This is a genomic window from Pseudomonas migulae, assembly GCF_043225285.1.
Lineage (GTDB): Bacteria > Pseudomonadota > Gammaproteobacteria > Pseudomonadales > Pseudomonadaceae > Aquipseudomonas > Aquipseudomonas migulae_C.
Genome location: NZ_CP171224.1, coordinates 1,770,095 through 1,793,830 on the forward strand (window position 1 = coordinate 1,770,095; position 23,736 = coordinate 1,793,830).

Annotated in this window: 26 protein-coding genes and 1 pseudogene; 13 read left to right on the top strand and 14 right to left on the bottom strand. The window is 51.7% G+C overall.

Going from position 1 to position 23,736, the window contains the following annotated elements:
• Window positions 1–84: 84 nt before the first annotated feature.
• Window positions 85–438 (bottom strand): BON domain-containing protein, encoded by a 354-nt coding sequence (locus tag ACF6ZU_RS08185; protein WP_392891427.1) that lies wholly within the window; start codon window positions 436–438, stop codon window positions 85–87.
• Window positions 439–746: 308 nt separating this feature from the next.
• On the bottom strand, window positions 747–1,157 hold the full coding sequence (locus tag ACF6ZU_RS08190) for a pilin (protein ID WP_392891429.1): 411 nt from the start codon (window positions 1,155–1,157) through the stop codon (window positions 747–749).
• Window positions 1,158–1,382: 225 nt separating this feature from the next.
• Between ACF6ZU_RS08190 and pilB the strand changes: the two genes are divergently transcribed.
• From pilB to yacG, 5 genes are read left to right on the top strand one after another with little or no spacing between them, the layout of a single operon-like run.
• Entirely contained in the window at window positions 1,383–3,083 is a 1,701-nt protein-coding gene (pilB, locus tag ACF6ZU_RS08195) for a type IV-A pilus assembly ATPase PilB (RefSeq protein ID WP_392891431.1), read from the top strand.
• Between the two features lie 2 nt (window positions 3,084–3,085).
• Window positions 3,086–4,303, top strand: a complete 1,218-nt coding sequence (locus tag ACF6ZU_RS08200; protein WP_392891433.1) for a type II secretion system F family protein — start codon at window positions 3,086–3,088, stop codon at window positions 4,301–4,303.
• A gap of 1 nt (window position 4,304) precedes the next feature.
• A complete protein-coding gene (locus tag ACF6ZU_RS08205; protein WP_392891434.1) occupies window positions 4,305–5,177 on the top strand; it encodes a prepilin peptidase in 873 nt (290 codons plus the stop codon).
• Window positions 5,174–5,797 (top strand): dephospho-CoA kinase, encoded by a 624-nt coding sequence (gene coaE / locus ACF6ZU_RS08210; protein WP_392891435.1) that lies wholly within the window; start codon window positions 5,174–5,176, stop codon window positions 5,795–5,797. The genes ACF6ZU_RS08205 and coaE overlap by 4 nt, the downstream gene beginning before the upstream one ends.
• Window positions 5,794–5,994 carry a DNA gyrase inhibitor YacG gene (gene yacG / locus ACF6ZU_RS08215; RefSeq protein WP_392891436.1) on the top strand — a complete coding sequence of 67 codons (201 nt, stop codon included), beginning with the start codon at window positions 5,794–5,796 and terminating at the stop codon, window positions 5,992–5,994. The genes coaE and yacG overlap by 4 nt, the downstream gene beginning before the upstream one ends.
• A gap of 9 nt (window positions 5,995–6,003) precedes the next feature.
• Here yacG and ACF6ZU_RS08220 read toward each other — a convergent pair whose 3' ends face one another.
• Window positions 6,004–6,219, bottom strand: coding sequence for a hypothetical protein (locus tag ACF6ZU_RS08220; protein WP_008033212.1), 216 nt, complete (start codon window positions 6,217–6,219; stop codon window positions 6,004–6,006).
• 63 nt (window positions 6,220–6,282) lie between these two features.
• Entirely contained in the window at window positions 6,283–6,972 is a 690-nt protein-coding gene (locus ACF6ZU_RS08225; protein ID WP_392891439.1) for an energy-coupling factor ABC transporter permease, read from the bottom strand.
• 327 nt (window positions 6,973–7,299) lie between these two features.
• Here ACF6ZU_RS08225 and ACF6ZU_RS08230 point away from each other — a divergent pair, with 327 nt between their 5' ends.
• The 4 genes from ACF6ZU_RS08230 (at window position 7,300) to ACF6ZU_RS08245 (ending at window position 10,039) form a co-directional block, all read left to right on the top strand.
• Window positions 7,300–7,926, top strand: a complete 627-nt coding sequence (locus tag ACF6ZU_RS08230; protein ID WP_392891440.1) for a DUF1780 domain-containing protein — start codon at window positions 7,300–7,302, stop codon at window positions 7,924–7,926.
• Window positions 7,923–8,438 (top strand): MOSC domain-containing protein, encoded by a 516-nt coding sequence (locus ACF6ZU_RS08235; RefSeq protein ID WP_392891442.1) that lies wholly within the window; start codon window positions 7,923–7,925, stop codon window positions 8,436–8,438. Before ACF6ZU_RS08230 ends, ACF6ZU_RS08235 begins: the two co-directional genes overlap by 4 nt.
• 68 nt (window positions 8,439–8,506) lie before the next feature.
• A complete protein-coding gene (locus ACF6ZU_RS08240) occupies window positions 8,507–8,680 on the top strand; it encodes a DUF3094 domain-containing protein (RefSeq protein WP_008028730.1) in 174 nt (57 codons plus the stop codon).
• A 60-nt stretch (window positions 8,681–8,740) separates the two neighbouring features.
• The gene (locus ACF6ZU_RS08245; protein WP_392891444.1) at window positions 8,741–10,039 is read left to right on the top strand and encodes an NAD(P)/FAD-dependent oxidoreductase; all 1,299 of its coding nucleotides are present in this window, start codon (window positions 8,741–8,743) and stop codon (window positions 10,037–10,039) included.
• Between the two features lie 226 nt (window positions 10,040–10,265).
• Here the strand turns inward: ACF6ZU_RS08245 and rffA are convergent, their stop codons facing one another.
• From rffA to ACF6ZU_RS08290, 9 genes are all read right to left on the bottom strand, one after another.
• Window positions 10,266–11,423, bottom strand: a complete 1,158-nt coding sequence (gene rffA, locus ACF6ZU_RS08250) for a dTDP-4-amino-4,6-dideoxygalactose transaminase (protein ID WP_392891445.1) — start codon at window positions 11,421–11,423, stop codon at window positions 10,266–10,268.
• A 99-nt stretch (window positions 11,424–11,522) separates the two neighbouring features.
• Window positions 11,523–11,933: a GtrA family protein gene (locus tag ACF6ZU_RS08255; RefSeq protein ID WP_392891447.1), complete on the bottom strand. Its 411-nt coding sequence runs from the start codon at window positions 11,931–11,933 to the stop codon at window positions 11,523–11,525.
• Window positions 11,926–12,846, bottom strand: a complete 921-nt coding sequence (locus ACF6ZU_RS08260) for a hypothetical protein (RefSeq protein ID WP_392891449.1) — start codon at window positions 12,844–12,846, stop codon at window positions 11,926–11,928. The genes ACF6ZU_RS08255 and ACF6ZU_RS08260 overlap by 8 nt, the downstream gene beginning before the upstream one ends.
• Window positions 12,843–13,508 carry an acetyltransferase gene (locus ACF6ZU_RS08265; protein ID WP_392891451.1) on the bottom strand — a complete coding sequence of 222 codons (666 nt, stop codon included), beginning with the start codon at window positions 13,506–13,508 and terminating at the stop codon, window positions 12,843–12,845. The genes ACF6ZU_RS08260 and ACF6ZU_RS08265 overlap by 4 nt, the downstream gene beginning before the upstream one ends.
• Window positions 13,505–14,173: a class I SAM-dependent methyltransferase gene (locus ACF6ZU_RS08270; protein ID WP_392891453.1), complete on the bottom strand. Its 669-nt coding sequence runs from the start codon at window positions 14,171–14,173 to the stop codon at window positions 13,505–13,507. Before ACF6ZU_RS08270 ends, ACF6ZU_RS08265 begins: the two co-directional genes overlap by 4 nt.
• Window positions 14,170–15,165, bottom strand: coding sequence for a class I SAM-dependent methyltransferase (locus tag ACF6ZU_RS08275; RefSeq protein ID WP_392891455.1), 996 nt, complete (start codon window positions 15,163–15,165; stop codon window positions 14,170–14,172). The genes ACF6ZU_RS08270 and ACF6ZU_RS08275 overlap by 4 nt, the downstream gene beginning before the upstream one ends.
• Window positions 15,166–15,207: 42 nt before the next feature.
• Window positions 15,208–16,020 (bottom strand): phytanoyl-CoA dioxygenase family protein, encoded by an 813-nt coding sequence (locus ACF6ZU_RS08280; protein ID WP_392891457.1) that lies wholly within the window; start codon window positions 16,018–16,020, stop codon window positions 15,208–15,210.
• A complete protein-coding gene (locus ACF6ZU_RS08285; protein ID WP_392891459.1) occupies window positions 16,017–16,958 on the bottom strand; it encodes a glycosyltransferase family 2 protein in 942 nt (313 codons plus the stop codon). The genes ACF6ZU_RS08280 and ACF6ZU_RS08285 overlap by 4 nt, the downstream gene beginning before the upstream one ends.
• Entirely contained in the window at window positions 16,955–17,647 is a 693-nt protein-coding gene (locus ACF6ZU_RS08290; RefSeq protein WP_392891461.1) for a WbqC family protein, read from the bottom strand. The genes ACF6ZU_RS08285 and ACF6ZU_RS08290 overlap by 4 nt, the downstream gene beginning before the upstream one ends.
• 586 nt (window positions 17,648–18,233) lie before the next feature.
• Here ACF6ZU_RS08290 and ACF6ZU_RS08295 point away from each other — a divergent pair.
• Both ACF6ZU_RS08295 and ACF6ZU_RS08300 read left to right on the top strand, forming a co-directional pair.
• Window positions 18,234–18,983 (top strand): class I SAM-dependent methyltransferase, encoded by a 750-nt coding sequence (locus ACF6ZU_RS08295; RefSeq protein WP_392891463.1) that lies wholly within the window; start codon window positions 18,234–18,236, stop codon window positions 18,981–18,983.
• A gap of 505 nt (window positions 18,984–19,488) precedes the next feature.
• Window positions 19,489–19,887, top strand: a complete 399-nt coding sequence (locus tag ACF6ZU_RS08300) for an EF-hand domain-containing protein (protein ID WP_150654468.1) — start codon at window positions 19,489–19,491, stop codon at window positions 19,885–19,887.
• A gap of 183 nt (window positions 19,888–20,070) precedes the next feature.
• Here ACF6ZU_RS08300 and ACF6ZU_RS08305 read toward each other — a convergent pair.
• Window positions 20,071–20,285: pseudogene (locus tag ACF6ZU_RS08305) on the bottom strand (IS66 family transposase); the annotation flags it as partial.
• Window positions 20,286–20,800: 515 nt separating this feature from the next.
• On the opposite strand from ACF6ZU_RS08305, the gene ACF6ZU_RS08310 reads away from it, so the two are divergent.
• Both ACF6ZU_RS08310 and ACF6ZU_RS08315 read left to right on the top strand, forming a co-directional pair.
• Complete coding sequence (locus ACF6ZU_RS08310) at window positions 20,801–22,801, top strand: hypothetical protein (RefSeq protein WP_392891465.1); 2,001 nt, start codon at window positions 20,801–20,803, stop codon at window positions 22,799–22,801.
• Window positions 22,802–22,987: 186 nt separating this feature from the next.
• The gene (locus ACF6ZU_RS08315; protein WP_392891466.1) at window positions 22,988–23,659 is read left to right on the top strand and encodes an SGNH/GDSL hydrolase family protein; all 672 of its coding nucleotides are present in this window, start codon (window positions 22,988–22,990) and stop codon (window positions 23,657–23,659) included.
• Window positions 23,660–23,736 lie beyond the last annotated feature (77 nt).

Here is a 23,736-nt window from a genome sequence, read left to right on the forward strand (position 1 = left end):
GTCGCATGAACTCCAAAGTAGCGGCAGACGTATATCTCGGCTCGTCTACCGCGCCCTCTCCCGGTCCAGGCGAGAAGTCTTGCCTTACTCGGCTTTCAGGCCGTCAGCGGAGACCGCTTTGACGCCTTTGATTTTCTTGGTGATGGCCACGGCGGTGGCTTTCTGAGCGTCAGTCACCGCGACGGTGGACGACAGGGATACAACACCTTTGTTGGTTTCGACTTTGATGTCGGTACCAGGAATGCCTTTCTCGGTGACCAGGTCACTTTTCACTTTGGTGGTGATCCAGGTATCGGAAGTAGCTTCCTTGGCCTTGGTCACTTCACCGGCAGCCAGTGTCATCGGAGCCTGGGTGGCTTGAGTCTGTGCAAAAGCAGCGTTGGCCATGGTCAGGGTCAGCGCGGTAGCAGCAGCGGCAGCGATAGCGAACTTCTTCATACGAGTAACTCCTGTTTTTCTGGAAAGTCTGCTGCGTGTCTTGTCAGCAGGGTTACTGGGTATATTGCGAACGGTGTGCCAACTTTGAGACAGCTATAAATTCGTTTTATATCAACAACTTACAAAATTGACCAATTTTCGGAATCATGCAAATTGCATGACTTTGATTTTATGTACATGCAAGTTGCGGGTTTTGGCGTGGGCCTAAGGCCATGAATTGTCGAGGTTTTCTTATTTGCTTATGTCATGACAAAAAAAATGCCCCGTTTTTTCAAGCGGGGCACATTTCAAGCGAGGTAAAAAGGCTTTTAGTTGGCAGTACAGCCGGTTGGAGCATATTCGGCAGTGACCTTGGTGGTACATGCCCAACCGGTGTCGGCTGTGCGCGTTAACGTAATAGTCTTACCAACCACCGGAGCCGGAGCATTGGCAATTGTGCAAATAATAGTCCCAGCACCGGAACTGCCTGTACCTGTCGAAGCAATCGCACAGTTCGTAGTAGTGGCGTTAAACGCCGCTGCCTTGTTATCAATATCTTTGCCTTGATTCATCGAATCTTCAAAAGGGGGTTTAAGAGCGGAGATTTCCGCCAGCCCCGCCGTCACCTTCGCTTTGGCCTGATACTTCGAGTAAGCCGGCAACGCGAACGTCGCCAGAATCCCGATGATCGCCACGACGATCAGCAGTTCGATAAGGGTAAAACCTTTCTGAGTATTCATAGACAAGCTCCATGCATGAGTCGAAATCTCATGATCTGAATAACCCCCAGCACAGCCCATGCCAATCAGTTAATCCCCTGTTAACGGGGCACGACAACGGCGCAAAGCCCTTTCCAGCCCTCAGGAACCGCACTATCTGACACTTTTTGTCACCACAGCAGCCCTGGTTTGGCTCCTTCGGTTGACTAGGCTATAAGTCATGAACTGTCTGCGTCCGGTATCCCCATGAATGACATCGCCCTTAGTGGCCTGGCCAAGCAATTGGTCCTGGCCGAACTGCTCACTGACAAAAACGCGCAACAGGCGTATCAGCAAGCCCAGCGTCAGAAACTGTCCCTGGTCAGTTATCTGGTGCAGAACAAACTGGTGAAAAGCCGTCAGGTCGCCGAGATCGCTTCGGAGCATTTCGGCATGGCGTTGCTCGACCTCCATTGCCTGGACAAAGAGTCGCAACCCAAAGGGCTGGTCAGCGAAAAGCTGGTTCGCCAACACCACGCCCTGCCCCTGTGGCGGCGCGGCAACAAATTGTTTGTCGGGGTGTCCGACCCGACCAATCATCAGGCCATCAACGACATCCAGTTCAGCACCGGGCTGAATACCGAAGCCATCCTGGTGGAGGACGACAAGCTCAGCGATGCCATCGAAAAGTTCTTCGACAGTCACAGCACCGGCCTGGAAGACATGGCCGATGTGGACCTCGGTGGGCTCGACATCGAGTCGATCGACGACCGCAACCAGGACGCCATCGCCGGCCAGGACGCCGACGACGCGCCGGTGGTGCGCTTCGTCCACAAGATGCTGCTCGACGCAATCAAGAGCGGCTCGTCCGACCTGCACTTCGAGCCCTACGAAAAAACCTACCGCGTGCGGATGCGCACCGACGGCATGCTGCGTGAAGTCGCCAAGCCACCGATCCAGCTGGCCAACCGCATCGCCGCGCGCCTGAAAGTCATGGCCAGCCTCGACATCTCCGAGCGGCGCAAACCCCAGGACGGGCGGATCAAGATGCGCCTGTCCAAGAGCAAGTCGATCGACTTCCGGGTCAACACCCTGCCGACCCTGTGGGGCGAGAAAGTGGTGATCCGGATCCTCGATCCGTCGAGCGCACAAATGGGCATCGACGCCCTCGGCTACGAGCCAGGACAGAAAGATTTGTACATGGCCGCGCTGAAGCAGCCGCAAGGAATGATTCTGGTGACCGGCCCCACCGGCTCGGGCAAGACCGTGTCGCTCTACACCGGCCTGAACATTCTCAACACCGTGGACATCAACATTTCCACCGCCGAAGACCCGGTGGAAATCAACATGGAAGGCATCAACCAGGTCAACGTCAACGCCAAGCAGGGGTTGGGTTTTCCCCAGGCACTGCGCTCGTTCCTGCGTCAGGATCCGGACGTGATCATGGTCGGCGAGATCCGTGACCTGGAAACCGCCGAGATCGCCATCAAGGCCGCCCAGACCGGTCACCTGGTGCTGTCGACCCTGCACACCAACAGCGCCGCGGAAACCCTGACTCGCCTGCACAACATGGGCATCCAGGGCTTCAACATCGCGACCTCGGTCAGCCTGATCATCGCCCAGCGCCTGGCGCGCAAGTTGTGCGGCGAATGCAAAAAACCCATCGACATCCCCCGCGAAGCGCTGATCAAGGAAGGCTTCCCCGAGGAACGCATCGGCACGTTCACGATCTATGAGCCGGTCGGTTGCGATCACTGCAACGGTGGCTATAAAGGGCGCGTCGGGATTTATGAAGTGGTGAAGAACACCGCAGACTTGCAGCGCTTGATCATGGCCGAAGGCAACGCGCTGGAAATCGACCTTCAGATGCGCAAGGACGGTTTCAACGACCTGCGTACGTCGGGGCTGATCAAAGCCATGCAGGGCATTACCAGCCTTGAAGAAATCAACCGGGTCACCAAGGACTGAACATGGCGGTCAAAGCAGCAAAAATCAGCGTGTATGCCTGGGAAGGCACCGACAGGAAAGGCACGAAAATGACCGGCGAGCTCAGCGGTCAGAACCCGGCGTTGATCAAGGCGCAATTGCGCAAACAAGGCATCAACCCCGGCAAGGTGCGCAAAAAAACCGCCTCGATTCTCAGCTTCGGTCAACGCATCAAGGCCCAGGACATCGCCCTGTTCACCCGGCAGATGGCGACCATGATGAGAGCTGGCGTGCCCTTGTTGCAGTCGTTCGACATCATCGGCGAAGGCTTCGATAACCCGGCCATGCGCAAGCTGGTGGACGAGGTGAAACAGGAAGTCGCGGCGGGTAACAGCTTCGCCGCCGCCCTGCGCAAAAAACCGCAGTATTTTGATGAGCTCTATTGCAACCTGGTGGACGCCGGCGAACAGGCCGGTGCGTTGGACACGCTGCTGGAGCGGGTCGCGACCTACAAGGAGAAGAGCGAAAGCCTCAAGGCCAAGATCAAGAAAGCCATGACCTATCCGATGGCCGTGGTGTTTGTCGCGATCATCGTCACCGGCATTCTGCTGATCAAGGTCGTGCCGCAGTTCGAATCGGTGTTCAAGGGGTTCGGTGCCGAGTTGCCGGCGTTCACCGTGATGGTCATCGGCCTGTCGAAATTCCTGCAGGAGTGGTGGTGGCTGATTCTCGGCGCGCTGATTGCGGCGATCTTCGGTGTGCGTCGCGCCTTCAAGAGATCCCAGGGTTTCCGCGACTGGACGGACACCTGGCTGCTGAAACTGCCGCTGGTTGGCACCTTGATGTACAAGTCTTCCGTGGCCCGTTACGCCCGCACGCTGTCGACCACCTTCGCCGCCGGCGTGCCACTGGTGGAAGCGCTTGAATCGGTGGCCGGCGCGACCGGTAACGTTGTGTTCAAGCGTGCGGTACTGCGCATCAAGCAGGATGTGTCGACGGGGATGCAGCTCAATTTCTCCATGCGCAGCTCCGGCATTTTCCCGAACATGGCGATCCAGATGACGGCCATCGGCGAAGAGTCTGGCGCGCTGGACGACATGCTCGACAAGGTCGCGAGTTTCTATGAGGCCGAGGTCGACAACATGGTCGACAACCTCACCAGCCTGATGGAGCCGTTCATCATGGTGGTGCTGGGTGTTATCGTCGGCGGCCTGGTGGTTGCGATGTACCTGCCCATCTTCCAACTCGGCTCAGCGATCTGATATGCCCCTGAATGAAATCCTGACAGCCTACCCGCTGGCCTTCGTCGCCCTTGCCCTGGTGCTCGGTTTGCTGGTCGGCAGTTTCCTCAACGTGGTGATCTGGCGCCTGCCGAAAATGCTTGCCCGCGAGTGGCGCCTGCAAGCCTGTGAAATTCTCGGCTTGCCCGGCGAAACACCGCAGCCAACCTACAACCTGATGCTGCCCCACTCCCAGTGTCCGCACTGCGGGCACCGGATCCGTGCCTGGGAAAATATCCCGCTGCTCAGTTACGCGTGTTTGCGAGGACGCTGTTCAAGCTGCGCAGCGCCGATCAGCAAACGCTACCCGTTGACCGAACTCGCCTGCGGCTTGCTGTCGGCGTTTATCGCCTGGCATTTCGGTTTCGGCTGGTCGGCGGCGATGGTGCTGGTGCTGAGCTGGGGCCTGTTGGCCATGAGCCTGATCGACGCCGAGCATCAACTGTTGCCGGATGTACTGGTGTTGCCACTGATGTGGCTGGGGTTGATCGTCAACAGTTTCGACTTGTTCGTGCCTTTGCATGAGGCACTCTGGGGCGCAATAGCCGGCTATATGGCGCTGTGGTCGGTGTTCTGGCTGTTCAAGCTGATCACCGGCAAGGACGGCATGGGTCACGGCGACTTCAAGCTGCTGGCCCTGCTGGGGGCCTGGGGTGGCTGGCAGATTTTGCCGTTGACCATCCTGTTGTCGTCGCTGGTCGGCGCCGTGATCGGTCTGATTTTGCTGCGGGTACGCGACGCAAAAACCTCGACGCCCATCCCTTTCGGCCCTTATCTGGCAATTGCCGGCTGGATTGCCTTGCTCTGGGGTGGTCAAATAACCGACTTCTATTGGCAGTTTGTCGGTTTGAAATGAATACCCCTGTGGAAAAACCCTGGATTCTCGGCCTGACCGGCGGCATCGGCAGCGGTAAAAGCGCGGCCGCCCAACACTTCATCGACCTGGGCGTGCACCTGGTCGATGCCGATCATGCGGCGCGCTGGGTCGTGGAACCGGGCCGCCCGGCGCTGGCACAGATTGCCGAACATTTCGGCCCCGGTGTGTTGCAGGCCGACGGTCAACTGGACCGCGCGGCGTTGCGCAAACTGATTTTCGAAGTGCCGGAAGAACGCCTTTGGCTCGAAGCGCTGCTGCATCCGCTGATCGCCAGGGAAATCACCGAGCACCTGGGCAAGGCACAATCGCCTTACGCGATTCTGGTTTCGCCGCTGCTGATCGAGTCCGGGCAGTACGCCATGACCCAGCGAGTGCTGGTGATCGATGCGCCCGAACAGCTACAGATCGAACGCACCCTGCAGCGTGACCAGACCAGCGAACAACAGGTCCAGGCGATCCTCAAGGCCCAGTCCAGCCGTGAAGATCGCGTGAGCCATGCCGACGATGTGGTAGTCAACGACCGCGACCTCGCCTGGCTGCACAGCGAGGTCGAACGCCTGCATCATTTTTACCTTACTTTGCGTGGAGGCCAGTCATGAGCCAGATCCCAACCGTCGAATGCCCAACCTGCGGCGCCCCTGTCGAATGGACCCCGGAAAGCACGTTCCGGCCGTTCTGTTCGGATCGCTGCAAACTGATCGACCTGGGCGCCTGGGCGTCGGAAGAGCACAAGATTCCGGTCAGCCCGGATGCCGAGGACGAACTGTTCAGCGAAGACTTCGAACCGCGTCACTGATGCGCAAAGTCAGGGCCGCATGAAGCCGTAATCCTGACCGTCATCGAGGTTCTCGGCGAGAAACTGCAACTCGTCGGCCAGGTCCTCGACACTGCGCACCGCCTTGCTCTGCTGCACCACCGCACTGAGCAGGGCGCGCAGGCTCAACCCCGGATCAAACCCCACCTCTTGCGCTGCATCCAGACTGTGGCGCAACTCCTGCCTTGCCCATTCGTAGACACTCATATCGATGCTCCTGAAGGTTTTGCGGAGCATGGATTCGTCGCGATCGTGTGGGTTTGATGTGGATCAAGATTTCGGATCGTCGTCCTTCCATGGCGCCGAAAGGTAGCGTGTGCGGTTGAAGGTCTCCAGCCATTCCGGGCAGAACACCACGAGTGCGCTGACGATCATGCCGTTGATGAACGCTTCTGGAAAAAGGATCAGCCACAGATAACCGATGAAGTCTTCCAGCCAATAGGGCATGGCGAACAGTTCGTCGAACCACAGCAGCCAGAGGGCCAGCAGCAGGCATAACAATGCAGACAGCGCTGCGGCGAAGAAGCCTGAAACGAAGATATACACAAAGGGATTTCGCGGTTGCGCGCGCTCCACGAGGATCGCGCAGCATTCGGTGACCAGCACAGGCAGCAGGATAAACAGCGCACCGTTGACCCCGACCGCGACGAGGTCCTGACGCCCGAGCAAGACCAGACCTGCTTGCGCGACCAGGCCACCGACAATTGCCAATGGCCAATCCAGCAGCAGGGTCACTGCCGTGAGGCCGATGAAGTGATAGGACACGCCGGTGTCGAAGTCGCGGCGGACCAGCCAGAGCATGAACAGTGCGAATACGGTGCCGAATAGCAGATGCTGGCGGCGGCTGTCGCTGAACAGTTCGACCCATGGCGCGCGGACAATGGCCCATATCAGGACCGGGACGTAGATCAGCCAGCCAACGGTGAGGGATTCCGGGGACAGCAGTTCGGCGCCGATCATGGCTGGGTGGGCTCCTTTTTCTTTGCCGGTTCGGGGCAGTCTACACCCCTGCTTGCTCTGTCTTTAGCTGAAGTGCGGCAATGGCAATCCTCAGCGAATATTGATCCTCGCCATTACGCGATCAACTGTAGGAGCCAGCTTGCTGGCGATGGCGATTTCACGGGCGCTATCACCGGCAAGCCGGCTCCTACAGTAAATCGCGCAACTATCTGGATTTTGTTGGGGAACACGCGCGTTGAAGAGACAGATCGGCTATATCGGAAGCATTTACTCCTCTCCGACAAACTGTCTTCTTTGCGAACGCATTTGAACGCTAAGCTTGGGCCTATGGATGACTCAGATTATTTACGCCTGCTGACCATTGCGGCCGAGCAAGCCAACGCGTTCCTCTCCAATGCCCGCAAATGGGAGCGTGAGCGTTGGGTGTGCCAGCGCCTGTTGCAAGGCTTGAACATTCCCTACCGCGCCGACGAGTTCGCCCCCGCCGGCGAGCCGCCGGACGTGCTGTTTCGTGACGCCAATTTCGAAGTGTTTTTCGTGCTCGACGAAGGCCGGCGTCTCAATGATGAATGGCGCGATGAGCTGCAGCGGCGGCGCAGTGCGTTTTCCCTGAGTTCGCTGGTGCGCCGCGAGGCCAAGCCGAAACGCATCCCCGCCAATGAATTCCTGCTGAGACTCGCACCCACCTTGCGCAAGAAAGCCCACAACTACAAAGAACGCGGCATGGACCTGGGCGAGCTGGACATCATTGCCTTCGCCAGCCTCAAGCGCGAAGTCCTCGACCTCAACAGCCATTTTCCGCCGCCCACCGAATACCTGCGCCAGGGCTGGCGCTCGTTGTCGCTGGTCGGCCCGACCTTCGCCCGCGTGCTGTTCGCCCATCCGGATGCGCCGGACTTCCTGCGTAGCAACCTGGGGCGCAGCATCGTGTTCGATGTCGGGATCAGTCTGTGAGCCCATTGCACGAATTGATTGCCGAAGTGCCGCAACAAGGTCGCGTTCGCTGGATCGGCGTGCGGCCGGAACCCCACGTGCCGATGATCGAACTCGACGCCGTGGAAGCGCGCCTTGAAGCCGGCCTGACCGGTGATCGCGCCCGCCCCGGTGTACGCAACGCGCGTCAGGTGACGCTGATTCAATGGGAGCATCTGGCCGTGATCAGTTCGCTGATGGGCCGGCCGGTCTCCCCGGAAGATTTGCGGCGCAACATCGTCGTCAGCGGCATCAACCTGTTCAGTCTCAAGGGCCGACGCTTCAGGATTGGCCAGGCCATTTTCGAAACCACCGGTTGGTGCCAGCCTTGCGCGCGCCTGCAAAACAACCTCGGCCCGGGGACCTTTCAGGCCGTTCGCGGACATGGCGGAATCACCGCCCGGGTGTTACAAAGTGGAATCATTCGCCTGGACGATACCGTCAGCGTCGAACCCGTTCCGGCGAGCGGCTATGCTCCGTTCAACGCGGGCTGACGTTTTGCGAAGAAACCCGCATGTAGCTTCTACACATTCAGCAACGTCTACCCCCGACGAGGCCCGATATGACCAGCCGCCTGAACCCCGACGACCAGAAGCATGTCGAAGAGTACCTGCACCTGTCCCAGCACCGAGTCGAGCGCCGGCCTTTCAGGCCGTGGATGCTCCTGGTGGTGGTGTTGGCAGTGACCATTGGCCTGGGCCTGTTGAGCCGATTTATCAGTTACCTGACGCTATGAGCTGCATCGCGCTCGCTCGGGTAATCGCACCGATTTCTTTTAGCCTTGCGAGATATCCCCATGACTCATCGTATTGTCATCGTTGGCGGCGGCGCCGGCGGTCTGGAGTTGGCTACCCGTCTGGGTAAGACTCTGGGCAAGCGCGGCACGGCCAGTGTGATGCTGGTCGACGCGAACCTGACCCACATCTGGAAACCGCTGTTGCACGAAGTGGCAGCCGGCTCCCTGAACTCTTCCGAAGACGAACTCAACTATGTCGCCCAAGCGAAATGGAACCACTTCGAGTTCCAGCTGGGGCGCATGAGCGGGCTCGATCGCGCGCAGAAGAAAATCCAGCTGGCCGCCACCTATGACGAAGCCGGCCTGGAACTGGTGCCAGCGCGTGAAGTGCCTTACGACACGCTGGTGATCGCCGTCGGCAGCACCACCAACGATTTCGGCACCCAGGGCGCGGCGCAGCACTGCCTGTTCCTCGACACCCGCAAACAGGCCGAGCGTTTCCATCAGCAACTGCTCAACCACTACCTGCGCGCTCACGCCGGGCAAACGGATGTGGTGCAACAGATCAGCGTCGCGATCGTCGGCGCCGGCGCTACCGGCGTCGAGCTGGCCGCCGAGCTGCACAACGCCGCGCACGAGCTGGCGGCCTACGGTCTGGACCGGATCAAACCGGAGAACATGCACATCACCCTGATCGAAGCCGGTCCACGGGTGCTGCCAGCCTTGCCGGAGCGTATCGGCGGGCCTGTGCATAAAACCCTGGAGAAACTCGGGGTCAATGTCATGACCAATGCCGCGGTCAGTGAAGTCACCGCCGACAGCCTGATCACCGCCGATGGCAAAGTGATCAACGCCAGCCTCAAGGTCTGGGCCGCCGGGATTCGCGCACCGGGTTTCCTCAAGGACATCGACGGCCTGGAAACCAACCGGATCAACCAGCTGCAAGTGTTGCCGACCCTGCAAACCACCCGCGACGAAAACATCTTCGCCTTCGGTGACTGCGCGGCCTGCCCACAACCGGGCACCGACCGCAATGTGCCGCCGCGCGCCCAGGCGGCGCATCAGCAGGCGTCGTTGCTGGCCAAATCGCTGAAGCTGCGGATCGAAAACAAACCGCTGCCTGTGTACAAGTACACCGACTACGGCTCGCTGATTTCGCTGTCGCGTTTTTCGGCTGTGGGTAACTTGATGGGCAACCTGACCGGCAGCGTGATGCTCGAAGGCTGGCTGGCGCGGATGTTTTATGTGTCGCTGTACCGCATGCACCAGATGGCGCTGTATGGCGCGTTCCGCACGGCGATGCTGATGCTGGGTAGCAAGATTGGTCGCGGGACCGAGCCTCGACTCAAGCTCCATTGATACCATCTAACGTGGATTGAAATTGAGTTAAATCGACCTCGACTCTTAAAGAAGAGAATTACTATTTAGGAGTCGGGGTATGAAAGACTGCATACTTAGCCATTTAGACATGCATGAAAAAATACAAAGAAGCACATTGCAGAATGTGCGGTATTCTTATCGTTAAACCAACCGCCACCAACTACGTATTAAAAACCCCAGCGAAGGCGACTGGGGCTTAATAGCTCTAGAAACTATTATTTTGAAGCTTAATCGAATCGGACAAAACCTGCACAACTCGACTTTGCTGCTCATTGCTTATATTGACCCACAACGGCAAACGTATAATACGAGATGCAACATCATTTGTAACATCCATACTTCCGTGCGCACGCCCATACTTCAACCCACCCGGAGATGAATGCAAAGGCACATAATGGAATACTGCTGATATAGAATGACTTTTTAAGCTTTCAATCACTGCCTGTCGATCGATATCAGGATGCAGCAGAATATAATACATATGAGCATTATGCCCGCACTCTTTCGGAACAATAGGTCGTCTGATTAAACCTTCACCCTCGAGAGTTTCCAAACTATCATGATAGAAACTCCACGCCGTTAAGCGGAGGTCCGTGATCATGCTCGCCTGTTCCAGTTGCGCCCATAAAAAAGCAGCTGTCAGCTCACCGGGCAAAAATGAAGACCCCACTTCTTGCCAAGTGTATTTGTCTACTTGTCCACGAAAAAAACGGCTTCGATCGGTGCCCTTCTCACGAATAACTTCAGCGCGTGCGCTCAAATCCTGATCGTTAACTAGTAACGCCCCGCCCTCACCAGAAATGACATTCTTGGTTTCATGGAAGCTATATGCACCCAAATCGCCAATACTTCCGAGCATACGCCCCTTATACGTTGCCATTACTCCTTGAGCGGCGTCCTCTACGACCATCAAACCATGACGTTTAGCGATGGACAACAAACTATCCATCTCGCAGGCGACGCCAGCATAATGCACGGGGATAATTGCTTTGGTTCGCGGCGTAATCGCTGCCTCCACCAAACTCTCATCGAGGTTGAGTGTATCTGAACGCACGTCGACAAAAACTGGCACGGCCCCTCGCAACACAAACGCATTAGCTGTCGATACGAAAGTGAAGGAAGGCATGATAACTTCATCGCCGGGCTGAATATCCAACAATAACGCAGCCATTTCCAAAGCGGCCGTACAGGAATGGGTCAGCAATGCAGTTTTAACATTAGCTGTTTCCTCAATCCAGCGATGGCAACGCTTTGTGAATGGACCATCGCCCGCTAGCATATTTCCGAATTTCGCTTCAGCAATATAATACAGCTCTTTACCCGTCATGTACGGACGATTGAATTCGATTTTTTCTTCGCTCATTATAGTTTTCTCAGCTATAAATTATATTCAGCAAGCTCCAAGAAACACTGAGGCCCGATTGATTAATAAATTTAAAACCTTCAGCCTCATCTAGCCCAATCATGGCTTAACACGAAATACGAACAACTTAAATACAACGAACAAATAAACTGCCACTACCACCGTGGCTCCCGCTTGAACCCATTGATGAGGCCACGCCAGATGATCATGAAAAAACACTAGCAAACTTAAGTTTATGCCATAACCCCCTAAATGCGCAAGAACGTAGCGTAGTGCAGCCGAGCCGTGTGAACCCTGATGATTAAATATAAGTTTTTTTGAACCAAAAAAACTTAGCGTTACGGCAACACAGTAAAGACAGCTCATCGTCAGGATTGGATTTAGACCAAGCCAAGTTAAAAATAGATAAACAACAAACCCAGCGCTATTGATGACCAACCCTACAACCACATATCTAATAAACTGCCTGATTAGTTCCCGATCCCAGCACTTACTTATTAGCTCAATCATCTCTCAATACTGCCAAACCGAAACCTGTCTTACCGTAACCGTTTCCATTATAAAGCATGTAGATCTGTTCGCCGTGTTCAAAGACAAATGGATATTCCACCATCTCACTATCCCAACCAGCCTCAGACACATCTATGGAAAGCCTATCAAGCGCTAATTCCCACTGGCCATCGGCCGAACCGACTGCATGCCCAATTCGATATGATTGGCCTGTTCCAGCGCGATAAGAAAACCACATATGAAGACCACTTCTGCCCAAATCTAATACACTTGGTCGTGAAAACGCTTGAGCAGTCCCTAGCGCATAAGGGACCACCGAACCGTGCCTGGACCAACTTTTTCCATCAATAGATGTCGCATGCTTGACGACTGCGAGCATTTCACCATTTCCCGCTTCCCAAGAAACTACAGATGGATACCACATCTCAAAACCACCGCATTCCCGAGGAGCAACCCAAGGATATGCAAGACTGATGGGGTCTTCCTGATCCATCCCCATTAATAATTGCTCGGTACCGGAAACTAAAGTCAGATCGCGAACTTCAATACGCCCAATATCCCCGCGCCAATGTCCTTGACGCGGAGACTGCCACCCCATGAACGTCATAAAAGTGAGCCCAGCGCTTTTGTAACAGTTCCCGATACTTACACCGTCAGCATGAAAACTGCCTGCGGGGCCATGCACGAAGAAAGGCGCGTAATGCTCTTCAACTACCTCGTGTTTAACAATATCTATATCAACAGCACCCACAGAAGACCGATTTTCATTGTCCCTACCACAATAGAATATCCGGTAAACATCACCGACCATATGAATCGGCAACGGATTGGCTGCATGAGTCAGCAGCTTAGGATGCCGATTTTCCGAGCCAGGACAGTAAAGAAGTCCAAGCTTTTGCCACTCTGCATTCATAGGTTTTTCAGCCGAGAACTTGGAATTTTTGATCTTACCGAAGCAGTTCCAATGTATACACCACCTGCCTCCGCATTCGCTAAAATCAAAGTACCCGCACCAAGAACGCAACGCTCACCAATAGTAATGTGATCTCTCAACGTTGCATTAACGCCGATAAAACAATATTCACCAACGTTAACGCCTCCTGAAATTACAACATGCGAAGCGATGAAACAGTGGTTACTTATTACACTATGATGACCAATATGATTACCACTCCAAATCGTGACATTATCACCGATGGTTACGAATGGTTGAATGGTGTTATCTTCCAGAATAAAACAATTCTGACCAGGAGGAACGGAACTTAAATAAGTTGCTTTTGTACTGATGTACGTTGCAAGCATGTAGCCGAGCGCTTTTGCCGCTGCAAATTTTTCCGCACGATTTGAATTTTGCTTGGAATAGCTCAAAGCTACAAACATCTCGTGCTCAGATGCAGGGTAGAGGTCAGCCACATCGTCGAAGGAAACAACCGGCAGACCAAACAGCGTTGACTCAGTCAGAAACTCAGGATCGACGGTAAAGGCCACGACGTCATAGCTAGAGTCGGTTGAAAAGTAAAAATGGGCCAACTGAGCAATTTGCCCGCCCCCAAATATCACCAGTTTCTTTTTCATATAGCTTTCCTCACCAAGATCGTAAACTCGTATAAGTTGTAATCATGCAGCAGTGTCACATTACGAGAGTACTTACGCTTACACACGTCAAACAGCCAGCACGGATCCGCATAGTAGAGGTTCTGGCGCTTGAGAGGCTCATCCGAATAACTGGTCAAACAATTAAATGCAAAACCTTTTTCACTCGACTTATCCAGTACATCCAGCGTGCTAAGCAGATAGCTAGCCCACTCTTCCTCCGAGCGTTCCAGTTTCACATTGAATATGCCGCTTGCCACGCAATAATCGGCGACTTGATAGGGGCGGCTAGATACGAGGAATTCTGTTTTTTCTCTAGTGCTGAAACGCGCGTTGGCAGATTCGATCATCGTTTCCGATATATCTACACCCAAATACGAAACGTCGTCATAACTGCTGTCAAGATATTCAAGTAACGCACCATAGCCACAGCCCAAATCGGTAATAGAAAATGTCGGCTCCTGAATTACCTTGCACAGCTGTTGAAATCTAAGGGTCTGGCTTTCGGCGCCATTCCAGTCCACACCCTTCGCAGTCTGTCCATGTTGAGCGAGTTTCTGACTGTAGTAATCAGACACTTCAGTCAAGATATCTTTTTCTTCCACTGCGGCGTCCTCAGTCATTGTCTTGGGGTCAGTCAACTTCATTTGCTGATATCTAACTGCAGGCGTAGTGCATCTTCTACCCATTGGCTTGCGCTCTTGCCGGTGCGGGCACTTGCTTCTTGCACACGACGCTTCAACTCGGGATCCACGCCCTCTAGCTGCCCAAAATAACGTGTCCGCATGGAACCGCCGCGAGCTCCCTTATGAACTAAATCAATATTCATGAATGGGAGTCTGTCTGAAACGGTAAAATCAACAATGTAAAAGCAGTTACCTAAAACCCAAGAAAGTTTTACATCTTTTGAATATTCAGGAACATATTGCAGAGGTGCATCTGAAGCCCATAAGGCATTATTGCGAATCGCAATTTTTCCAAATTCTTTATCTTTTAGCCAGGGAGCCACGCCTTCATCACCTATCAATACTCTCCCCCCGACTTTGGTAACCCTCGCCATTTCAGCAATAGCTGACGGTATGTCAGAGAACAGATTGATCCCACCGAAATGGTAGGCGGCATCAAAGTATCCATCGGGGAAAGGCAGTGCAGAAGCATTTGATACAGAAAGGTGCAAATTTTTACTATCTGGATATATTTCGGCCATACGCCTCGACGCAGCGGCAACCATCAAACCAGATAAATCTTGAGCGTATAACTCGCCCTTTTCGCGAAGTATCGGGTACAGGTACTTTAAATCATCACCAAGCCCACATCCGGTTACTAATACTTTGTGGTCAGGGTTGATACCAAGGCGGCCAATAAGATCTAGCCTAAACTCTTGTTCATTCTGCTCAAACGTCGAAAACAACCAACTCAAAAAATTGTCATAGGACTCTTCAGCATCGTCTTTTGTATACATTGCACTGGATATTACATCTCCACCTGCCAGTTGATCCTCGGATATGAACACGGGGATGTCGTTTCCAGCAGCAGATGACAAAATCCCGTAGGATACACCTGATTCAGTTACAAAAGCCTGGCCTTCTTTCTTAAGCGGACTCTTTGTAGCAGGGCAACAGTAGATCAAACTATTCATAAAATTTCTCCTTGATTTTCTAAAACAAATACAATCGATATGTTATTTTCTACTATTTAAGTAACTGCTTACAGAGGGTGGTATCTGATAATCAAAACCGAGAAAAGACTTTTGTTCAGCGCTCAAAGGGATTTCGGCCATCGCTTCAGACAAATTAATTTGCTGCTTGATATAAGGCACTGTAAAAAGATGATTTACAGCGCGCCGAGGTGATGGGGTATTATTGAATCCACCGCAGTGAAACAACATGCAATCCAATACTATAAAAGAACCGGCTTTAGCCGAGACCTGAATAGCATTTCGACGAATATAATCTTCGCTAGGAAACTGCTCTATTTTGTGCGACGCAGGTAAAACATACGTACCACCATTTTCTGTCGTGAAATCATCAATACAATACAGGGCATTTATTGCCAACGGCCTTGATGATACAAAATGCTGGTAGGGTAGATCACGGTGCCACGCTGATTGACTATATTTTTTTTGCGGAGGATTAATAATTCCATTTTGCTGATTTAGTATAAATTTACCTATTATAAGCTCTTCAACTACGGACTTGAGCCTTGTGTTCATTGCTATACTTAAAAAAATCTCATCGCCCTGCGCCAAAATTGCTCGAATGGTGTCGATTTCATTGATCGACTCAAGCGCAGACCGTCCATATTCGTGGATATAGTTTTCAGAAATTCGCTCAAATCTCTCGCCTATATCAACAACTTCACCTGAGGTATAACCGGAATCAATAACCGCATAACCGACGGTACGCAGCTGCTCAACGGCGGGGCTCTGCGACGATGCAGTTTTAAAAGCATCTAGTACGCCATATGCATTCAACGGTAGACCAGAATTAATCATTTGGAAGAGTCCTCACGTTCGATACGGTAAATCGAGCGAATAATCGTGTAGGGCCGACGCTTCACCTCTGTAAATATTTTTGAAATATAAATCCCTTGAACACCCATGAAAAATATTATAAGACCGGAGAATAGCCAGATAGAGGCCACAATCGATGTATAACCCATCGGAGGGGCGGTACCTAAAAAATATCGAACTATCAGATAGGCAATAAATATCAGCGCTGTCAGCGATACAATTCCGCCCACATAGAATGTGAACACTAGCGGTAAGCTGCTAAAAGAAGTAACGGCATTAACCAGATGGCTCAGCTTAGCGCGCAGCGAGTAAGTAGTCGGGCTTGTAGCTTTTTTCACGATCAATAGTGAGCGTTGATCGAAACCTGTGAGCAACCAGAGCCCTCCAATGTTCAATTCTCTTTCTTCGTGTCTTAATAATTCCGTGACATATTGATTTGTCATCAGACGAGCGGTGACTATATTGTCGGGCTGCGAGATTCCTGTCAGCAATCGAAATGCCCGGTAAAAGAGTGAGCCACTCACTCGCTCGGCCCACCCCCCTTTTCTGGCCCCCTGCACACCATAAACCACATCACATTGGTGCTTCGTCATATATTCGGCGAACAGATTAAGCCACTCAGGCTCCTCCTCCAGATCACTATCAAGAAGAAAAACTCGGTCACCTGTTGCCTGTTGCAACCCCGTCATCATCGCCTTGTGGTGGCCAAAATTCTTCGACAAATCGACAACACAAATATGGTAATTTTGATCGGCAATTTTTTTCGCTAAACTTAAACTTTCATCTGGCGAACCGTCATTCACCAAAATTATTTCGTAGTCGTCACCAACTAATTCCTTCGCAGCAGTACCGGCCCGGGTACAAAATTCCTCTATATATTCAGCAGACTTATATAGGGTCGCGACAATGGATAATTTCACTTAACAAACCTCATCGACTTGTTCGCCGACCTGCCACAATTCATCAAAAGATCCAAAATAGTCACCCCGTGTTCAAACCCTCCCCACAACTGAGGATATTCGGGATACCCACTGTAATCGAACCAGGTCAAAGTGACATTAGCATCCGAAAAAAACACTGGCTCAATGTAGTCTTTCGCCGACGGTCCGGAAATATACTCAGAAGCGCCCGCCTGAGCACAGAGCCCAACTAAACGCTCAGTTTTTCCATCCAGCAACTTATAATCAGAGGAACAGCTTATTTTGGTTTCAATCTCAAGATACTTGCAAACCGCTGTAATCAATATGCGATTAAGGGAGGATAAATCGCCAGGAACGTTATGACTATAGAGAGGATTTAACCACTCCATCACCTCATCAAAGAAAGGTGCTTTTGAGTAATTAAGAGCTATGGCCTTAATATGTTCAGCCGCCCATTTATCTCCTGCTATCTGAGTTTCCCTAATTGCTTGATAATACTTACCTTTAACTTCAACCGGCACGGTCAACCACTTCAACCCTTGCGGAGTTTTTATTTGATTTCTATTGCGCCAGTCTCGCCGCGTATATTGCATGTCGTCATACAGAATAAATTCATCAACTGCTGCAATGAGATCAAAGTACCCTTTCCACGGTATGTAGTTGGACTGTAAAATTGCGACCTTTTTCATTCGAGATACACCTTTGCTCCTGCAGTCATGTAGGTCTACTCTCCGGAACTGAGCAGACAAAACTCGTATTCGATTCCTGGTACCTATAGTTCGCTTTCATCTCGAACCTTGAACCTTCAAATCAAGGTGCTCATACTTGCTGCGCTTACCGGCAGCAACGCGGGTAAAGGCCTAGATCTTGCGCGCTGCACGGCATCCAGTCAACGTTGGCAGCACTGGTTCTCAGGCGACACAGCGATGCTTCGATACATGTATTGAGGCTGCAAATCGTCCGGGTTGTTGCCATACACCTACCTACCAAGTGGCCAATTGTCCCCCCTTCGCAATAGAAGCGCAGCAGATGCCGGGCCCCACGCCGGAAAACTGCACGCCAGGTTCGCTGGCTTCCGACGCGGCTGAATCACACTGACACCGCCACACGCACGATCTGCGCCCCTCTCGAGTCCGATAGGTGCATCTACGGGGTCAGAGCCAAACTTCATCACTGGCAAAATTTATCATTTTCAGGTATTTAAGCTATACCAGACCACATTCGGTGGCCACGGTTCACCACGTTCAATTGCATCCATTACAGGTATAACCAAGGATGACGTCTACTCGGCAACCATTCCCAGCTGAATCGTTTGAGCTTCTCGCAGCGGAAGAGGATAAACACTGGTGGTTTCGCGCCAGAAACAGGGTAATTCTGTGGGCGTTAAAAAAACACGTCGGTCAGTTTGATCGCTTTCTTGAAGTGGGCTGCGGAACAGCATATGTTCTAGAAGGTGTTAGTAAAGCCTATCCCCACTCAAGTCTTTATGGCTCCGAATATTTTGAAGAGGGTCTAGTACATGCTCGAAAAAGAATACCCAATGCGACCTTCCTCCAAATAGACGCAACAGTAATGAAAGATGAGGCTCAGTATGATGTCATTGGAGCCTTTGACGTTATAGAACATATTGAACAAGACCAGCTTGCTCTCGACAACCTGGCACGCGCATTGAAGCCGAAGGGAACTTTACTGATTACAGTCCCACAGCATAAATGGTTATGGTCGGAAGTAGATGAATTCGCTTGTCACGTTCGGCGTTACACACAAACGGAACTCATACAGAAGGTTGAGTCCGCAGGGCTTTCGGTAAAATACACTTCATCTTTTGTAAGCTTGTTAGTTCCCTTGATGTGGCTATCTAGAGCTCGCCCATCTCAGGGCGATTACGACCCCATGACTGAGTTTCACATCCCTTCATTCATCAACAAGACTCTTGAGTTGGTGATGCGGTTTGAGATGCTAATAATGAAGCTTGGTGTGCGACTCCCCGTGGGAGGCTCCCTTCTATTGGTAGCAAAAAAATAACAATTCAGGATTCAGCAGCGACAGGCAAGAATTGTCTAGAAGATAATAGGTTGCTGGCTCGCCCTAACTAAAATTAGTTGGTTAATTGATTGCAGGCGTGCCCGCAACTGGGGAGCATGATCCCGTGCCGCCCTTGTCATACGCTTTAGTAATGCTGACGTTCGTGAGGAGTCTTGTACCAGCAGGATCTCTGCGACTCCCCACTTGGTTCCGGGGCTGGCATTGGACGTTCGCATACAGTCATTCAACAGCACAGCTGTCAATGCCATCGCGAGCAAGCTTGCCCCTGCAGAAGTTTCCGCTCCGAAGATCTGTGTCTTACTGTATCTCCGCCTCGATTTTGCCCCTTCGCTTACAAACGCCCCCCTTACGCGACACAGTAGCGATACACCCCGACCGTTAAATGGCCACATCCGAGCAAGGCACTTAGCCCGCTCCGGTTATCGCCGCACTCACGTGGCGTCCTTTATCGAACGGTTGTGTCGTGCAACCCAGGAGATTTGAAATGTCCCGTACCACCAAAAACACTATCGGTTTGCTCGGCGCTGTCCTCGCTGGCGGCATGATGTTGACCGGGTCTGTTTTCGCTTCACAGCCCCTGACCCAGGGCTACCTGCTGGCCTCCGCCGAACAAGTGGTGAAAACCCCTGAAGGCAAATGTGGCGAAGGCAAGTGTGGCGATGCGTCGATGGCCAAGACCGACACCGATGGTGACGGCAAGGTGTCCCGCGCTGAATTCCTGAAAGTCGCGCCGAAGTCAAACTTCGACAAGATCGACACCAACCATGACGGCTTCATCGATGAACAGGAAGCCTTCGATAACGTGAAAGCCAACTACGAAGCCAACGGCAAGAAAATGCCAAAAGGTCTGTTCGAGCACTTGAAAGACCAAGACGGCGCCTAAGCAAAACAATAAAGCCCGCCAAGTGCGGGCTTTGTCACGCCTGGAGGAAAGGTCTGACGTTTGAGTGTATTCGTCCGGCCAAGTCATCACCCGGCCCCGCAAAGTCAAGACATGACGTGTACCTAAATCCAAGCGACACCAACTCTAGCCCTTTAAGTGGGTATTACATGCAACCAACACGCCGCCAGGTCGGCTCAGCACTTTTTCGAAACGGTGAAGCGGCTACTGATCGTCCTACTTGATGTCGGCAGCATCATCAAGATACACAGGGTGGACGTGCTCTTTTCAATCACTTGAACCCGCTGCTCTGTGATGACCGGTGCAGCTTCGCAATCCCGGCAGCCATAGACTCTGCGGACGTATTTGATATCCCGAATCTGCATCGGCACGATCTCAAGCGGCTAGCTGATTTCCCGCCGACAGCATGTCGCGGCAGTTTTTCCTATCTCCAACTGACGTTTGCCGGGTATTGGCTTGAGCAGACGGATCCTCAGGAAAATTTTCGGGCAAGTAATTCATACCTAGGATTATCCCGAAAAAAGCTAAGAATCGCGAAGTAAGAGCTTGATGCACTTTTCCACTTAGCACGGCTCGCATCATGGCGAGCTTTCTTCGGAGGGGATAAAAAGCACGGCACCCGGGATCAGCTAAGCGTTTGAATGCGAGGTTTAGTGAGCGTATACGATTATACTAAGGTACGCTCCCGGCTCTTGTTTGAGAACACTACGCAGATGGTGACGCTGTTTGCCCTGCCGAACCTGTAGATGACGAATCGACATTTACTATCTAGCGAGGGAACGTGTGTCTGTCATAGGAGAGACGCGCTTAGACGAGATGCTCGCAGCGTCAAAAGCGCATGAAATGGACGTATAATTTTGCCAAATTTTGATCGGCTCCTGGTTTAAAATTACCGATGACGACAGCCGAAACACATTGGATTACTCAGACCATATCCAAGCTCCTGCAACCGCCGAGTATCAATACAATGAAGTCACAGCAACCAAACAATCAAGAACAATTACCAGGCAGCAAACTTGTTGATACTTTAGCAATTCCAGAAAGCAGGCGCGATCTGATTTTTGCTTATATGATACTTACTGCCATTGGTGTATTTATCGGTGGTAACGCGCTCCTATTGATGAATACGCAGGTACTCTCATACTCTTGGCGGATTGCCGCGATTAGCCTTGGAGTAATGTTCGTCTTTTATACGATTTCGCGCATCACTTCCAACTTGATATGGGGCTTAGTATCGACCTACGGGTTGTTATTAGGGCTAGTCTATGCTGGCAGCCAGCCTGTGAAGCTAATAATTTACGGGATGATGATATCAGCACTGTTTTACACAACAAAACATCTTCGTGTTAATCGCGAGCACTGGGCATCCTTGATACTGATGGCGATGATAGGGGTATCAACTATCCTTGGAGTTCATGGCAGCTATTCATCTTTTGACATCATCCCTAGACTCCATGCGGGGATGCTGCATCAAGACACTTTGTTTCATGCAAGCATCGCAGCAATGTTTAAAAATTACGGTTCGATATCGACAGGATTAAATGGGCTGATAGAAATACCCTACCACGTTTTTTCGCATATTCTTATGGCTGCGATCAGCATTTTATCTGGTTGTAGCGTACTTGAAGTTTACGGCGTAGCGCCATTTGTTCTGTTTTCACCTCTATTAATATTCGCGGTAACAGCCTCAAGTGCGATGCTTGATCGGAATGAGCGACTATCACTACCCATAGCATGGGGACTGACAGCCCTATTATTATCTATATTGCCATGGCTATTTTCACCTTGGGCTTTATGGGATTCATTTTTCGTGTCCGAATCTTATCTGGTTGCACTTGGGATATTTAGTCTCGGACTTGGCTTATTATTTAAAAAAAGCTTATCTTTTTCTGACTTACTATTAATACTTATCCTAGCCTTATTGATTAGCTCAGCAAAGGCAACTGTTGGAATTATATTTGGAGGCCTTTGGATCACTCGCTTATTATTTATCAGCACCAGGCGCTACTTAGATGCAAGCGCTGCAATTCTAGCTTCTTTTGGCGCAACCTGGATGGTACTAAGTGCAATCAAGGGATCATCTAGCTCTATTTATATATCTCCTTTTGATTTTATTTCTTACTCTTACATGGGTGGTTTTTTTCTTGATTTCACCAAGAAACTGGTGGAAGGCGGAGACTTCCAGCTAACCCTGATGCTCGGGGCGATGTTATCTATCGGAAGTTTCTGGTTATTACATTTCGGAATTTCATGGATCGTAATCGCACGATCAATTCAAGAGTCAGGCATCCGGGCTTTATTGCGCTCTCCGGTTTCGGCCTATTCCTTTGCTGCCATAGGCGCTGGAAGTTTAATTGTTATTCTATATCGAATTCCCGGCGGCTCCGCATACTACTTCACTAACGTTGCTTTTTTTGTCTCGCTGCCTTCGCTCATAGGATTTACAGCATTAAAATTACAACAGCTATTCAAAAAATCTATCCCGCATACATTTTTCGTTTTCAGCTTATTGCTTTCCGGCTGGTTGAATGCTGGTGCATTCTTAGAAATGAGTCAACTTGGAAAAGCAAGAATCTACGATGGAAAAAATAGCGAGCTCATTAATAAATTAGATATTATTCGCGAGTCATCCCCAATCAACGAAGTGCAGAGAGCATCGATTGATTTAATCAAAATCAACCCTGTCTCTAGTTGTAGTGCGCAGCCTTTCGTTTTTTCTGCAGTTTCTGAGAGGGCTTGGGTCGACTTACTAAAAGCAGACGACGCTAGCTGTTTATATGAGTACTACGGATATGATCAATATTTTATACCCAGCAATGGGCATACGGCATTAGCCCCAGCGCGACTAATTAATGATATGTGGATAAAGTCACAACCTGATGGCGATATAAAGTAATCATGCAATTGCGACCACTTCAACTTCCTCTGTTTCTTAAAGAGGTTATTGGGTAGTCGCTCCATAACCTCACTGCCTCCCGGTGGGGTGGCACGGGGAACGCGCGTTGAGCGCTTAAAGGCCGCTCAGCCCGCCTAAATGCAGGTATGCTCGTACCCTTCTATCAAAGAGGACGCGGAATTGTTTTTGGAGAAGTTTCAGGCCGGAGAGGCAGTAATCGCGGTGATGCTGGGGAACAGTATCGGCATGGGCTACAACGCCTCCGGTTACGAGGCGATTCATACCCGCTACAACGACAGTCGTGGCTTTGCAGTGGAGCATCGCGTTGACGGTTCAATCGGCCACTCCGCGATGCTGCGTGATTACCTCAGGTCGAAGAACCCAGCGTCCCAGCTGATCAACCTCAGCGGTGACGGTTGGGATACCAACGACCACCTGGGCATTTCCTTGCCGTCGAGTAGCGTGCCGCCTCATGAAAGCAGTGAGCTGATCATCCAGGAATTGAGTCCAAAGCCGGACGTCGTGTTCATCCCTTTGCAGGTGAATGACGCCAACCACCTGATATCGGTTCCGGTATTTGAGGCCAACACGCGGCACTTGGTGGGCTCAATCCGGGATGCTGGTATTGAACCGATCATCGTGAAGGAAAATGACACCGCAATTAAGGATTACGAGCTATATCAGACTAGTGTGTCTGCGATTGCCAGGGAAATGAAGGTGGAGGTGATCGACACCTACACACCTACAAGAGGCCGTCCAGAATTGCGTTCCGATTACGCTCATGTAAACGATGCCGGGCATCAGGTGATTTTCGACCAGTATCGAAGCTGGCTCACTTCAACTCCTGCTCCACATTGAACCGCAATGAAAAAGCCGCGCTTTTCGTTCGAAAAGCGCGGCTTTTTCATGTCGCCAGAATGCGATATGCAATCAGG